This window comes from Microbacterium sp. SWDP-B6, assembly GCF_059803615.1.
On record NZ_JAPFGV010000001.1, the window covers coordinates 270156 to 283496 of the forward strand.

15 protein-coding genes are annotated in these 13341 nt (G+C 67.1%); 11 read left to right on the top strand and 4 right to left on the bottom strand.

Annotated elements, in window-relative coordinates:
• Positions 1–246 precede the first annotated feature (246 nt).
• Positions 247–1161 (top strand): heme o synthase, encoded by a 915-nt coding sequence (locus OPU70_RS01350; protein ID WP_376708833.1) that lies wholly within the window; start codon positions 247–249, stop codon positions 1159–1161.
• Here OPU70_RS01350 and OPU70_RS01355 read toward each other — a convergent pair.
• Positions 1107–1547 (bottom strand): hypothetical protein, encoded by a 441-nt coding sequence (locus OPU70_RS01355; protein WP_498557009.1) that lies wholly within the window; start codon positions 1545–1547, stop codon positions 1107–1109. The two genes, OPU70_RS01350 and OPU70_RS01355, sit on opposite strands and share 55 nt — an antisense overlap.
• A 100-nt stretch (positions 1548–1647) precedes the next feature.
• Entirely contained in the window at positions 1648–2751 is a 1104-nt protein-coding gene (locus OPU70_RS01360; RefSeq protein WP_498557010.1) for a COX15/CtaA family protein, read from the bottom strand.
• 232 nt (positions 2752–2983) lie between these two features.
• Here OPU70_RS01360 and sufB point away from each other — a divergent pair, with 232 nt between their 5' ends.
• The 7 genes from sufB to OPU70_RS01395 are packed head-to-tail and all read left to right on the top strand — an operon-like array spanning position 2984 to position 9569.
• Positions 2984–4402, top strand: coding sequence for a Fe-S cluster assembly protein SufB (gene sufB / locus OPU70_RS01365; RefSeq protein ID WP_042537589.1), 1419 nt, complete (start codon positions 2984–2986; stop codon positions 4400–4402).
• The gene (sufD, locus tag OPU70_RS01370; RefSeq protein ID WP_079112945.1) at positions 4403–5608 is read left to right on the top strand and encodes a Fe-S cluster assembly protein SufD; all 1206 of its coding nucleotides are present in this window, start codon (positions 4403–4405) and stop codon (positions 5606–5608) included.
• A complete protein-coding gene (locus tag OPU70_RS01375) occupies positions 5605–5931 on the top strand; it encodes a non-heme iron oxygenase ferredoxin subunit (protein ID WP_079112944.1) in 327 nt (108 codons plus the stop codon). Before sufD ends, OPU70_RS01375 begins: the two co-directional genes overlap by 4 nt.
• A complete protein-coding gene (gene sufC / locus OPU70_RS01380; protein ID WP_042537582.1) occupies positions 5932–6702 on the top strand; it encodes a Fe-S cluster assembly ATPase SufC in 771 nt (256 codons plus the stop codon).
• 10 nt (positions 6703–6712) lie between these two features.
• A complete protein-coding gene (locus tag OPU70_RS01385; protein WP_042537580.1) occupies positions 6713–7042 on the top strand; it encodes a metal-sulfur cluster assembly factor in 330 nt (109 codons plus the stop codon).
• A 2-nt stretch (positions 7043–7044) separates the two neighbouring features.
• Entirely contained in the window at positions 7045–8199 is a 1155-nt protein-coding gene (locus tag OPU70_RS01390) for a MalY/PatB family protein (protein ID WP_498557011.1), read from the top strand.
• Entirely contained in the window at positions 8196–9569 is a 1374-nt protein-coding gene (locus OPU70_RS01395; RefSeq protein ID WP_498557012.1) for an MFS transporter, read from the top strand. The genes OPU70_RS01390 and OPU70_RS01395 overlap by 4 nt, the downstream gene beginning before the upstream one ends.
• On the opposite strand, the gene OPU70_RS01400 is transcribed toward OPU70_RS01395, so the two are convergent.
• Positions 9532–10131: a TetR family transcriptional regulator gene (locus OPU70_RS01400; RefSeq protein ID WP_498557013.1), complete on the bottom strand. Its 600-nt coding sequence runs from the start codon at positions 10129–10131 to the stop codon at positions 9532–9534. The genes OPU70_RS01395 and OPU70_RS01400 overlap by 38 nt on opposite strands.
• Before the next feature lie 56 nt (positions 10132–10187).
• On the opposite strand from OPU70_RS01400, the gene OPU70_RS01405 reads away from it, so the two are divergent.
• Genes OPU70_RS01405 through OPU70_RS01415 form a run of 3 tightly spaced genes read left to right on the top strand, consistent with a single transcriptional unit; the run spans position 10188 to position 12047 of the window.
• Entirely contained in the window at positions 10188–10775 is a 588-nt protein-coding gene (locus OPU70_RS01405; protein ID WP_079112940.1) for a biotin transporter BioY, read from the top strand.
• Positions 10765–11457 (top strand): energy-coupling factor ABC transporter ATP-binding protein, encoded by a 693-nt coding sequence (locus OPU70_RS01410; RefSeq protein WP_498557014.1) that lies wholly within the window; start codon positions 10765–10767, stop codon positions 11455–11457. The genes OPU70_RS01405 and OPU70_RS01410 overlap by 11 nt, the downstream gene beginning before the upstream one ends.
• Entirely contained in the window at positions 11454–12047 is a 594-nt protein-coding gene (locus tag OPU70_RS01415) for an energy-coupling factor transporter transmembrane component T family protein (RefSeq protein ID WP_498557015.1), read from the top strand. Before OPU70_RS01410 ends, OPU70_RS01415 begins: the two co-directional genes overlap by 4 nt.
• On the opposite strand, the gene OPU70_RS01420 is transcribed toward OPU70_RS01415, so the two are convergent.
• Positions 11994–13310, bottom strand: a complete 1317-nt coding sequence (locus OPU70_RS01420) for an acyltransferase family protein (RefSeq protein WP_498557016.1) — start codon at positions 13308–13310, stop codon at positions 11994–11996. The two genes, OPU70_RS01415 and OPU70_RS01420, sit on opposite strands and share 54 nt — an antisense overlap.
• Positions 13311–13341 lie beyond the last annotated feature (31 nt).

Genomic DNA, 13341 nt, shown 5'->3' on the forward strand with positions numbered 1-13341 from the left:
CGAGGTCTGACCCATTACCCCCCTTTACAACGCTCCGCCCTTCCAGTAATTCCATGGATCTGTCGTGGCTTCTGCAGCACGGTGGGACTGGGGATCATCGTTCCTGGAACGCGATTCCGTGACGGCCGCGTGGGGCGGACGCAGAGCGTGAACCGGGGCTGACGCCCCGACGGCGGGCGAGCCCATCGTCCCGCGTGCTCTAGACTGGGAAACGCTGTCGTGACGCGTGTGGAGGAGGCGATCGAGATCTCGACGATGTCTGATCAGACCGTTGTGAAGAAGTCCATCGGTCGCACCGTGAAGGCGTACGTCGCCCTCACCAAGCCGCGCGTCCTCGAACTGCTGCTGGTGTCGACCGTCCCGGTGATGTTCCTCGCCCAGGGTGGACTGCCCGACATGTGGCTGGTCCTCGCCACCGTCATCGGCGGATCGTTGAGCGCGGGCTCCGCCGCGGCGTTCAACATGTACCTCGATCGCGACATCGACGCCCACATGCACCGCACCGAGAATCGTCCGCTCGTGACGGGAGAGATCACGCCTCGCGGCGCGCTGATCTTCTCGTGGACCCTGGCCGTGGTCTCGACCGTGTGGCTGTGGTACACCACGAACTGGCTGGCGGCCACGCTGTCGGCATCCGCGATCTTCTTCTACGTCGTGATCTACACGATGATCCTCAAGCGCCGCACCGAACAGAACATCATCTGGGGCGGTATCGCCGGATGCTTCCCGGTTCTCATCGGCTGGGCGGCTGTCACCGGTTCGCTCGACTGGCCGGCGCTCATCCTCTTCGCGCTCATCTTCCTCTGGACCCCGCCGCACTACTGGCCGCTCTCCATGAAGTACAAGGACGACTACGAAGACGTCGACGTGCCCATGCTCGGTGTGACCCGCAACGCCTCGCAGGTCGGTCTCCAGGTCATCCTGTACGCCTGGGCGACCATCGCCTGCTCGCTGCTGCTGATCCCGATCGCGAACATGGGCCTCGTCTACACCGTCTCCGCCCTCGTGTTCGGAGGGTGGTTCATCTATGAATCACACCGTCTGTACAACCAGGCGGTGCGGGGGAACGAGGCGCGGCCGATGCGCGTCTTCCACGCCTCGATCACCTACTTGACGCTGATCTTCGTCGCCGTCGCCGTCGACCCGCTGCTGCCGTTCTGAGCCTCGTCGTCCTCGGCGATCTGCTCGGCATCCGCGTGGGTCGAGCTGTTCTCGACCATCGTGGTCTCGTCGTCGGCGGCGTCTGATTCGGTGTCGCCGTCGATCGGCTCGACGACGACGGGAGCGGGGGAGGGCAGAAGCGCCTGCACGGCGCTCAGCGCCACCGCGACGAGGATTCCGATGACGCCCGCGCCCAGAAGTGCGGAGCCGACGACGACGAGCGACTGCCCGACGTAGACCTCGATGCCGGTGGCCGTGCCGTCGAGCAGAGTGCTCGTCATGGTGCCGATCTGACCGGCGATGAGCCATCCGCCCACGCCAGCCGAGGCGAGCGAGAACACGAGGAGGAGCCAGAAGCCGATGCTGCGTGTCAGTGACTTTTTCATGTCGGCCACGATGCACGACCAACTGATGAGCCTCTGATGCCTCAGCTGTGCATCCACTGTGCCGAGGGCTCGGAGCGCGCCGACCTCACGGCCGGGTTCGTCACTCCCTGGGCGCGACGGGCTTCTTCAGATGCAGCACCACGACCGTGTACGTCGCCGCCGAGAGCGACGCGAGCACCATGTGGATGCCGACGAGCAGTGGAGGGAGGCCCTCACGCGCCTGCCAGATGCCGACACCGACCTGCACGAGGATCGCGAGCACGAGCACGAGCAACCACCTGCGGGGTTCGAGCCGCAGCACCCATGCGGAGATCGTGAGCGTGGCGACGAGCGCGGCGAGGATGTATCCGGGCCATGCGTGGACGTGCGCCAGCACGGTGGCGTCGAACCCGTGACGGAGCACGTCGGCATCACCAGAATGCGGGCCCGAACCGGTGGTGAGCACACCGAAGACGATCGTGACGGCGAGAGCCAGGCCCGTGACGTGGCTCAGGATCGCGAACCACTTCGGGACCGCGCGCTCCCTCGGACCCGGCTGCCCGTACAGGCGCACCAGGAACGCCGCGGTGACGCACACCAGCAGCAGGGAGGAGACGTAGTGGAACCCGACGATGAAGGGGTTCAGGCCGGTGAGCACGGTGATGCCGCCGACGAGCGCCTGTGCGACGACTCCTAGCAGGACGATCCAGGCGAGGACGACGAGATCACGACGGTCGGTCGTCAGACGGAAGGATCGCACCATCGCCGCGATCACGGCGATCAGCAGAGCGCCCATGGCGAACGGAGTCGCGGGAAGCGAGAACAGCGACACGATCACGAAGGTGATGACGGCCGCGAGAATGCCGGCGCCCGCGAAACGCAGGGCGGAGAAGACCAGCAGTCGGCCGCCGACACGTGCGAGCACGAGCAGCAGGACGGCGAGGGCGATGATGCCGACGACGCCCGTCATGACGCGGTTGCCGAACTCGATGATGCCGTGGATGCCCTGATCGGCATATATCGGCACGAGCGACTCGGGGGTGCAGAGCGGCCATTCCGAGCACCCGAGGCCGGAGCCCGTGAGGCGCACTGCGCCGCCGGTGCCGATGATGATCGTCTGAGCCAGGAAGGACAGCCAGGCGAACACGCGGAGAGCTCGTCCCCAGAGGATCGCATGAGCCGAGGCCGGTGCGTTCACGGGGGAGGAGATCGAGGGCTGGGGCATAAGTCTTCTCCGAACCGCCCGGACACGGCGGGCGGCCCTGTCTTCAGGCGGAACCTGTAGAATCGGATTGTTGTGATGAGCGCTTACCGCGCTGAAGCATCACTAACAGTTTAGGCGCGATGGATGCGCCGGTGATGAGGGCCCACCAACGGCACCCGCTCCCGCAGACTCGACGGGGATCAGGTGTGTCGGGGCGGATGACACCGTTTGGGACCTGTGAGGAGAGTGTGTGATGTCGGATGTGCTGATCGACCGCCCGGAGCTTGACGGCCTGGGGGTGTACGAATTCGGATGGCATGACGAAGATGCCGCCGGAGCCATCGCCAAGCGTGGAATCTCCGAAGAGGTGGTTCGCGGGATCTCGGCGCTCAAGCACGAGCCCGAATGGATGCTGAAGACCCGTCTCAAGGGTTATCAGCTCTTCGGACGCAAGCCGATGCCGACGTGGGGTGCAGACCTCAGCGAGATCGACTTCGACAACATCAAGTACTTCGTGCGCTCCACGGAGAAGCAGGCGCAGTCCTGGGAGGACCTCCCCGCGGAGATCCGCGAGACCTACGAGCGCCTCGGCATCCCCGAGGCCGAGCGCCAGCGCCTCGTCGCGGGCGTCGCCGCTCAGTACGAGTCCGAGGTCGTCTACCACCAGATCCGCGAGGACCTGGAGGAGCAGGGTGTCATCTTCATGGACACCGACACCGCTCTGCGCGAGCACCCCGAGTTCTTCGAGGAGTACTTCGGCTCGGTGATCCCGGCCGGTGACAACAAGTTCGCCGCCCTGAACACCGCCGTGTGGTCCGGAGGCTCGTTCGTCTACGTCCCCAAGGGCGTGCACGTCGAGATCCCGCTCCAGGCCTACTTCCGCATCAACACCGAGAACATGGGCCAGTTCGAGCGGACGCTGATCATCGCCGACGAAGACAGCTACGTCCACTACATCGAGGGCTGCACGGCTCCGATCTACAAGTCGGACTCGCTGCACTCGGCCGTGGTCGAGATCATCGTGAAGAAGAACGCCCGCGTTCGGTACACGACGATCCAGAACTGGTCGAACAACGTCTACAACCTCGTCACCAAGCGTGCGGTCGCGCACGAAGGCGCGACGATGGAATGGGTCGACGGCAACATCGGCTCCAAGGTGACGATGAAGTACCCGTCGATCTACCTGATGGGCGAGCACGCCAAGGGCGAGACGCTCTCGGTCGCCTTCGCAGGCCCAGGGCAGCACCAGGACGCCGGCGCGAAGATGATCCACATGGCGCCGTACACCCAGTCGTCGATCGTGTCGAAGTCGATCGCCCGTGGTGGTGGTCGTGCGGGATACCGCGGCGAGGTCCGAGTGGACGCCAACGCGCACCACTCCGCGAACACCGTGCGCTGCGACGCCCTGCTGGTCGACACCAAATCGCGCTCCGACACATATCCCGCGATCGACATCCGTGTGGACGACGTGCAGCTCGGCCACGAGGCGACAGTCTCGAAGGTCAGTGAAGAGCAGCTCTTCTACCTGCAGTCTCGCGGCATGCCCGAGGACGAGGCGATGGCGATGATCGTGCGCGGCTTCATCGAGCCGATCGCACGGGAACTGCCCATGGAGTACGCGATGGAACTGAACAAGCTCATCGAAATGGGCATGGAAGGATCGGTCGGCTAAATGGCGGCCTCGACGACAGCGCCCAGCGAGGCGCAGCACACGAACGCGCACATCGACCCCGCAGCACAGGTCTCCTCCGCCGGATTCGTCCCGGTGCAGACCCGCTCGGAGCGCCCCCACTCCTTCGACCCCGATGACTTCGGTGCTCCCACCGGTCGCGAGGTCAACTGGAAGCACACCCCGGTCGCCAAGCTCTCGCCTCTCTTCGAGGTCGCGGGAGCGGGCGACGGCGTGAGCTACTCCTTCGGCTCGGGAGAGCAGTACGTGTCGGCGCCGCTGGCCGCCGGCGACGCACCGCGCGGGGAGGTCTTCCTCGCGGAGGACATCACCGCCGCGATCGCGTGGCAGGGCGCAACCGAAGCGCTCCACATCCGCATCCCGCGTGAAGAAGAGGTCGCTGAGCCGGTCTTCCTCGCGATCGACGGACTCGGTGCAGATCGACGGGCCGACGCCCACATCGTGATCGAGGCGCTCGAGCACAGCTCCGCAACCGTCGTGCTCCAGCACACGGGCGCGGCGCAGTACTCGCAGAACGTCGAGATCATCGTGCGTGACGGAGCGAAGCTCACCGTCATCAGCCTGCAGCAGTGGCAGGACGAGGCCGTGCACACATCCGCTCACCAGGCTCGCGTCGACGCGGATGCCACGCTCAAGCACTTCGTCATCAGCTTCGGCGGCGGCGTCGTCCGTGTGAACCCGAGCGTCGAGCTCGCGGGGGCGGGCTCGGAGGGATACCTCTACGGCCTCTCGTATGCCGACGCAGGCCAGCACCTCGAGAGCCAGGTCTTCCTGCACCACAAGGGGCCGCACACCAAGGGCGACGTCCTCTACAAGGGTGCGCTCCAGGGCCAGGGCGCGCACAGCGTCTGGATCGGCGACGTGCTGATCGGCGCCGACGCGAACGGCACCGACTCGTACGAGGCGAACCGCAACTTGGTGCTCACCGAGGGCGCTCGCGCCGACTCGATCCCGAACCTGGAGATCGAGACCGGAGACATCCTCGGCGCGGGCCACGCCAGCGCCACCGGTCGTTTCGACGACGAGCAGCTGTTCTACCTGCAGGCCCGAGGGATCAGCGAAGAGGAAGCGCGCCGCCTCGTCGTGCTCGGCTTCCTCACCGACATCGTCCAGCGTCTGGGGATCCCCGCGCTGGAGGCCGAGCTTCTCGCCGCGATCGAGACGGAGCTCGCCGAGGTGAACGCATGACCGCAGAGCGCGTCTGCGGCGTCGCCGAGCTCGAGCAGGACATGCCGCTGCGTGTCGAGCCGAGCGGCGTGCCGATCACCGTCATCAAGGACTCCGAAGGCGTCATCCACGCCATCGGAGACACCTGCACCCACGGTGACATCTCACTCTCCGAGGGCTTCGTCGAAGGAGAGACAGTGGAATGCTGGGCCCACGGCTCCGCATTCTCGCTGCTCACCGGCAAGCCCCAGAATCTCCCTGCTTATGAGCCCGTTCCGGTCTACGTCGTCGAGATCGACGGCGACGACGTGCTCATCGACCCGACTGTGACGAAGGAAGTCTGAATGTCTGTTCTCGAAATCCGCGACCTCTACGTGACGGTCGAGACCGAGGCGGGAATCACCCCGATCCTCAACGGAATCACCCTCACGATGAACACGGGTGAGACGCACGCGATCATGGGCCCCAACGGCTCAGGCAAGTCGACGCTCGCTTACACGATCGCCGGTCACCCGAAGTACACGGTGGCGTCCGGCTCGATCACGTTCGACGGCCAGGACGTCCTCGCGATGAGCGTCGACGAGCGAGCTCGTGCGGGCCTCTTCCTCGCGATGCAGTACCCGGTCGAGATCCCCGGCGTGACGGTGACGAACTTCCTCCGCACTGCCAAGACCGCGATCGACGGCGAGGCGCCGGCGATCCGCGGGTGGACGAAGGACGTCAAGACGGCCATGTCCAACCTCCGTATGGACCCGAAGTTCGCCCAGCGCAACGTCAACGAGGGCTTCTCCGGCGGCGAGAAGAAGCGTCACGAGATCCTTCAGCTCGAGGTGCTCAAGCCCAAGTTCGCCGTCCTCGACGAGACCGACTCCGGCCTCGACGTCGACGCGCTGAAGATCGTCTCCGAGGGCGTCAACCGCGCCAAGGAGGCCACGGGTCTCGGCGTGCTGCTGATCACGCACTACACCCGCATCCTCCGCTACATCCGCCCTGACTTCGTGCACGTGATCGTTGCGGGCAAGATCGTCGAAGAGGGCGGCCCGGAGCTCGCCGACCGGCTCGAGGACGAGGGATACGACCGTTTCCTCGACCCCGCAGCCCCGATCGAGGCGTAGGCTGATTGGCATGACAGCCACCCTCACCGACGAGAAGTACGACGAGGTCACCGAGGCTCTCAAAGACGTCATGGACCCGGAACTCGGGATCAACGTCGTCGACCTCGGCCTCATCTACGATCTTGCGTGGGATGACGAGAACGATGCTCTCGTCATCCACATGACGCTCACCAGCGCAGGCTGCCCGTTGACCGACGTGCTCGAGGACCAGACCGCTCAGGCTCTGGACAGCGTCGTCGATCGCTTCCGCATCAACTGGGTGTGGATGCCGCCGTGGGGCCCAGAGAAGATCACGGACGACGGGCGCGACATGATGCGCGCTCTCGGCTTCGCCATCTGAGGATGCTCGAGGTCAAGGCCCTGCCTCTGGCAGAGCTTCGCGAGCGCAGCAGCGAGAAGTGGCGGGAGTATCCCGCCGATGTCCTGCCGCTCTTCGTCGCGGAGACCGACTTCCCGCTGGCGCCGGCGATCTCCTCGGCTCTTCGACGCGCTGTCGACAACGGCGACACCGGATACATCGCATCGCGAACGCCTCTTCCCGAGACCTACGCCTCCTTCGCGATGCGTCGCTACGGCTGGCATGCGGATCCGTCGCGGATGCGCACGACCGCCGATGTGAGCATGGGGATCGTCGAGATCCTGCGCCGGGTCACGCAGCCGGGGGAGCGCGTGGTCGTCACCACACCGGTGTACCCACCGTTCTTCGACCTGGTCTCCGAGGCCGGGGCAGAGGTCGTGCGGGTGCCGCTGCTCGACACCGGCACGGCGTGGGAACTCGATCTCGACGGCATCCGCGCGGCTTTCGAAGACGGCGCCACGGCCATGCTGCTCTGCAATCCGCACAACCCGACCGGCACGGTGCACAGCCGCGACTCGCTGACCGCTCTCGCCGAGATCGCCGATGAGTTCGGTGCTGCGGTGATCTCGGATGAGATCCATGCACCGCTCGCGCAGCCGGGCACCGGGTTCACGCCCTTCCTCGACACGGGCGAAGCTGCGGAGCGCGTGGGCTACGCCGTCGTGAGTGCGAGCAAGGCCTTCAATCTCGCGGGTCTCAAGTGCGCGCTCATGGTGACCGCATCCGATCGCACCAGCGCCATCGTGCGCGGGCTTCCTATCGAGGTCGAGTGGCGCACCGGGCAGTTCGGCCTCCTCGCGGCTGTGGCCGCATTCTCCGAGGAGAGCGACGAGTGGCTCGATGGGCTGCTCAGAACGCTCGACGGGAATCGCGTGCTGCTCGAGGATCTGCTTGCGTCGAAGATCACTGCCGCGCGCTATCGGATCCCCGATGCCGGATACCTGGCCTGGATCGATCTCTCGGGACTGGAATGGGGAGACAACCCCGCGCGACGGATCCTCAAGGAGGCCGGAGTCGCCCTGCACTTCGGCCCCGCCTTCGGCGAGCCGGGCAGGGGTTTCGTCCGACTGAACTTCGGCACGAGCCCGGAGATCATCACCGAGGCCATCGAGCGCATCTCGACGCTCGTGGGCCGATGACGACCGAGCAGCGGCCGACCGCCTCGATCTGGGACCGAGAACGACTCTGGGTCACTGCCGGCGCGGTCGCGCTGATCTTCCTCGCCGCGATCGAGGCGCTGGCTGTCACGACCGTCATGCCGATCGTCAGTGAGGCGCTGGACGGACACGATCTGTACGCCGTAGCCTTCGCCGGCACACTCGCGACGAGTGTGATCGGCATGGTCGCCGCGGGTGCCTGGTCGGATGCTCGAGGGCCCCGTGGTGCCCTGTACGCCGCGGTGTCGCTGTTCATCGCCGGTCTGCTGCTGTCGGGCTTCGCCGTGACGATGGACCAGTTCCTCATCGGGCGCTTGGTGCAGGGGCTCGGCGCGGGAGGACAGACCGTGGCGCTGTACGTCGTGGTCGCTCGGCTGTATCCACCGCAACTTCACGGCAGAGTGTTCGCGGCGTTCGCCGCCGCATGGGTGGTGCCGTCGATGATCGGTCCCTTCCTCGCCGGGGCGGTCGCCGAGTACCTCGATTGGCGCTGGGCCTTCCTCGGCGTCGCCGTGCTGACGGGCGTCGCCTTCGTGATCGTCGTGGCGCGGCTGCGAGGCGTCGACCTCGGACGCGGCGAGCCGCAGAATCGCCGGGCGCTCGTCATCCGCCTTGTTCTCGCGGTGGTCGTCGCTGTCTTCGCCGTGCTGATCGGCTTCACTGCGGAGATGACCGTGCGCCTCGCATGGCCGGTGGCGATCGGATCCGTCATCGTGATCGGTGTCGCGCTGCTGCCGCTCGTTCCCCGGCGCACCCTCCGTGCCGGGCGCGGTCTGCCGAGCGTCGTCCTCATGCGCGGCATCGCCGCAGGCGCGTTCTTCGCGGCCGAGGCGTACGTCCCCTATCTGTTGATGGAGCGCTTCGACTTCACGGCGACCTGGGCGGGGATCGCGCTCATGCTCGCCGCCTTCGCATGGGCCGGAGCTTCGCAGCTGCAGGGGGCCTTCGGAGAACGACTGGGCAACACCCGCATCACCGTGATCAGCCTGTCGCTCCTCCTCGTGGCGCTCGTGCTCGTGCTCGCTGCGGCGCAGTGGGGAGTGTCGCCGGTATTCGTCGTCGTGGGGTGGGGCTTCGCCGGCGGCGGCATGGGGCTGCTGTATCCGCGCCTCACAGTGCTCACCCTCGCCTATTCGAACGAGGGCAATCAGGGCTTCAACTCGTCGGCGCTGTCGATCTCCGACGCCGCGGGCTCAGCTGTGGCGATCGCGCTGGCCGGATTGCTCGTCGCGACGCTGGGCGGCGAGGCCGCATCGTTCGGGGTGGTGTTCGCGTTCTGCCTCGGTCTGGTGCTGCTGGCGTCGGTGCCGGGGCTCAGACTGGGCCATGCCGCGGAGTCGTCCGAGGGCTGACCACTGCACCGAGCGAGTCCCCTGCGAGCGCGGTGACGCCCAGGTCGAAGACCCGATCGAGGCCGGCGGTGACATCGTCCGTGCCGTCGGTGAGAGCGGCCCCGTGGCTGTCGGCGTGCATGCGCTGCTGCACGAGTGTCGCGTGGCCGAGCACGAAGTGCAGCATCGCCGCTGCCCGATCGGCGGCTTCTGCGTGCCCGTGGCGCGCGAGCGCGGCCTCGAGCGCGGCCTGGGCATATGACGAGCCGAGCTGCAGGGCGTAGGTGCTGAGCACGAGCTCCGCACCGTCGCGGTAGGTGAACAGGGCGTCGCGGATGCCGCGCGCGGTGGTCAGCACGTCGGCATCGTCGCGGGGGATCCCCGCGGTGATCCGGTCGGCGAGCTCTGCCAGCAGTTCCTGCTTGCTCGAGAAGTGCCAGTAGAGAGCGCTCGGCTGAACATCGAGCCTGCCTGCGATCCGGCGCATCGACAGGTCGGCGAGGCCGACCTCGTCGAGGAGGGCCAGCGCCACGCGTGCGACGCCATCGCGGTCGTGACGGGCGGAGTTGTGCTCTGGGCTCATGTGATCACTATAGTGAACACCGTTCAGGTGAACAGTGTTCAGGAAGGTGTCGGATCATGACCCAGCAACGCGATGACCTCGGTCGCGAACTAGCAAGAGTGGCGATCTTCGCCGCGCTCATCATCGTTCTCGGCATGGTGACGGTGCCGATTCCCGGCGGTGTGCCGATCACCGCGCAGACATTGGGGGTCATGCTCGCCGGTGCGGTGCTCGGACCCCGACTGGCTCCGCTCTCGATTCTTCTGGTGCTCGCTCTCGCGGCGATCGGACTGCCCGTCCTCGCCGGTGGGCGCGGCGGCCTCAGTGTCTTCGTCGGCCCGACCGCCGGATATCTGCTCGGGTGGGTGGCGGGCGTCATCGTGATCGGTCTCATCGTGGGCCGCGGTCGGCTCAGCTGGTGGCGAATCGCCCTCGGCGTCGTCGTCGGAGGCATCCTGGTGGTGTATCTCTGTGGGATCCCCGTGACAGCGCTCGTTCTCGGGCTCGAACTCGGCCCGACCGCGCTCGCGAGTCTGGTGTTCCTCCCCGGCGATCTGCTCAAAGCGGCCGCAGCGACGGCGCTCGTTCTCGCGCTGCGACGCGCGTACCCCCGGGCGTTCGCCGCGCGTTCGATCGCAGCGCCCGCATCCGTCCGTGCGATCTGAGACCGCGGTCGGATCGATCTCGCTCGACGGTGTCGCCGTCGAGAGGGAAGGGCGGGCGATCCTGCGCGACGTGAGTGTCGAGCTCACGGCGCAGAGGATCGCGGTGATCGGCGCGAACGGGTCGGGCAAGTCCACCTTCGCGCGTCTGCTGAACGGCCTCGTGCTGCCGGACGCAGGGCGAGTCACGGTTCACGATCTCGACTCGCGGCGGGACACGAAGGCTCTTCGACGCAGGGTCGGTTTCGTCTTCACCGACCCCCAGTCGCAGATCCTGATGCCGACGCCCGCTGAGGACCTCGCGCTCTCACTGCGCGGTTCGCCCCGCACGGAGATCGCCAGCCGGGTGGCCGGGGCACTCGCCGAGCACGGGCTGACCGACAGGGCGGACGTGCCCGCGTCCGACCTGTCCGGCGGTCAGAAGCAGCTGCTGGCTCTCGCGTCGGTTCTGATCGCCGAGCCGCGCCTGATCGTGGCCGATGAGCCGACCACGCTGCTGGATCTGCGCAACTCCCGAAGGGTCTCCGACCTGCTGCTGGCACTGCCGTCGCAGGTCGTCATCGTCACCCACGACCTCGCCCTCGCGGCGAGATGCGACCATGCGGTGCTCTTCGACGCGGGTTCGCTCCTCGCAGTGGGCACCCCGGACGAGGTGATCGCCGAGTACCGCGGGCGGTGCGGATGATCCAGTCGTACCGGCCAGGGGCCAGCATCGTCCACCGGATGTCGGCGGGGCCCAAACTCGTGCTCTTCGCGGCGCTCGCGCTCGTGTCGTCCGCGTACCCGCATGACGGATGGAGCGTCACGGTCTCGCTCGTCGTCGTGTGCACGCTCTATCTCGTCGCCGGGCTGCCGGTGAGGGTCCTGATCGCCGAGATCTGGCGGCTGCGCTGGCTCGTGCTGGTTCTCGGGACGGCATTGTGGATATTCGTGTCACCGCTGACCGCGTGGATCAGCACGAGCAGGGTGGCGTCGCTGCTCCTGCTGGCTGCGCTTCTCACGATCACCACCCGGATGGGTGATCTGCTCGCCTTTCTGCATCGGATGCTGCGGCCGCTGCATCGGCTGGGTGTCGATGCCGATGCGGTCGCGATGACGATCTCGCTGACGCTCACGATGATTCCGGTGGTCGCCGGATTCGCCCGTGCTGTGCGGGAGGCGCAGCGTGCTCGCGGCGTTCGTCCGGGCCTTCGAACCACCGTGCCGCTGATGGTCAGGACGCTACGCCACGCGGACGAGGTCGGCGACGCCCTCGCCGCCCGCGGTCTGGTGTGATCGGCGTGCGAGGCGTTGGGAGAGCAGCATTCCGCCGGCGGCGAGTGCGGCCGTCAGAACCGTCGTTCCTGCGACGAGAAGCAGCACGACCGAGGCGACGCCGAGTGCGGCTGCGATCGCGATCCGGCGAGTCGAGTCAGCGGCTGGTGGTGACGGCTGCGTCTCGACGCGCGTGAACGCCACCGCGATCGCCGCGGTGAGAGTCAGCGCGGCAGCGAGCCAGAGCGGGCGAGACACCCACCACGCGAGGGTGCTCGGCTCCGGCAGTGCGATGCCGTTGCCGAGCGAGGCCATGGCGCAGATCCCGGCCATGGCGAGCAGTGTCGGCATGTGCCACAGGTAGATCGTCATGGTGCGTCTGTTGACGAACGCGGCGAGTGCGGCCGGGGCTGGGCGGCGGCTGAACGCATCGATGCGATCGCGGAGAAGCGAGACGGCGCTCAGGTGCACGACTCCGACGAGAAGCAGGGCACCTGTGGGCGGGTTGATGTTGGCGATGAGGTCAGGGGAGTAGACGCCGGTGGTGAAGGCACCGACGAGTGTGATCGACGCGGAAGCTCCCGCGATCGCGCGTGCTCGTCGGCTCCGTCCGTCGATCGTGCCATCGGCGAGGAAGAAGCCGATCTGCTGCAGCGCGAGCCAGACGAATGCGAGATTCAGGAAGCCCACCCACTCGAATCCGGTGATCGCCCGGAGCGCGTCGACGGCGAGCGCAGCCGCGACCAGCGAGGCCACCGTGATCAGCGGCTTCCGGGCGTGAGCCATCGCGAGTGCAGGAAGAAGCGCCTGGCACCCCAGGAAGACGGCGAGGAACCACAGCGGCTGGCTGTAACGGAAGCCGGCGACGGCGATGATGTCGGCCGGGACGCCGGCGATGCTCAGCGCCGCGAGCGCCGCGCCCACGATCCCGATCGCGAACAGGGCCGGCCGCAGCAGCCGGTGCACCCGGGCGGCCATGAAGGAGGCCGCGGCGCCGCCGCGCGCCTGCGTGCGCCGGAAGGAGATGTAGCCGGCGAACCCGCCGATGATGAAGAAGAGCGGCATCACCTGGAGCACCCAGCTGACGGGCACGATCCACCACGATCCCTCGCTGGCGTTCGCGAACACCGGGCTGCCATCGACGACGGTGACTCCGACCATGATGGCGTGGAGGAGCACGACTCCCGCGACGCAGACCGCACGCAGGAAGTCGATCGCGGTGTCGCGACCTGCCGGCAGCGGGTCTCGAAGTGCGGTGAGGGATGGTGCCTCGACGATGGCCATGAAGTCCTCCTCGGATGGGGTGTCCGAGGAG

Coding starts and splice junctions, on each gene's coding strand:
- OPU70_RS01355 (WP_498557009.1), bottom strand. CDS start 1,547: ATGAAAAAGTCACTGACACGCAGCATCGGCTTCTGGCTCCTCCTCGTG.
- OPU70_RS01360 (WP_498557010.1), bottom strand. CDS start 2,751: ATGCCCCAGCCCTCGATCTCCTCCCCCGTGAACGCACCGGCCTCGGCT.
- sufB (WP_042537589.1), top strand. CDS start 2,984: ATGTCGGATGTGCTGATCGACCGCCCGGAGCTTGACGGCCTGGGGGTG.
- sufD (WP_079112945.1), top strand. CDS start 4,403: ATGGCGGCCTCGACGACAGCGCCCAGCGAGGCGCAGCACACGAACGCG.
- OPU70_RS01375 (WP_079112944.1), top strand. CDS start 5,605: ATGACCGCAGAGCGCGTCTGCGGCGTCGCCGAGCTCGAGCAGGACATG.
- sufC (WP_042537582.1), top strand. CDS start 5,932: ATGTCTGTTCTCGAAATCCGCGACCTCTACGTGACGGTCGAGACCGAG.
- OPU70_RS01385 (WP_042537580.1), top strand. CDS start 6,713: ATGACAGCCACCCTCACCGACGAGAAGTACGACGAGGTCACCGAGGCT.
- OPU70_RS01390 (WP_498557011.1), top strand. CDS start 7,045: ATGCTCGAGGTCAAGGCCCTGCCTCTGGCAGAGCTTCGCGAGCGCAGC.
- OPU70_RS01395 (WP_498557012.1), top strand. CDS start 8,196: ATGACGACCGAGCAGCGGCCGACCGCCTCGATCTGGGACCGAGAACGA.
- OPU70_RS01400 (WP_498557013.1), bottom strand. CDS start 10,131: ATGAGCCCAGAGCACAACTCCGCCCGTCACGACCGCGATGGCGTCGCA.
- OPU70_RS01405 (WP_079112940.1), top strand. CDS start 10,188: ATGACCCAGCAACGCGATGACCTCGGTCGCGAACTAGCAAGAGTGGCG.
- OPU70_RS01415 (WP_498557015.1), top strand. CDS start 11,454: ATGATCCAGTCGTACCGGCCAGGGGCCAGCATCGTCCACCGGATGTCG.
- OPU70_RS01420 (WP_498557016.1), bottom strand. CDS start 13,310: ATGGCCATCGTCGAGGCACCATCCCTCACCGCACTTCGAGACCCGCTG.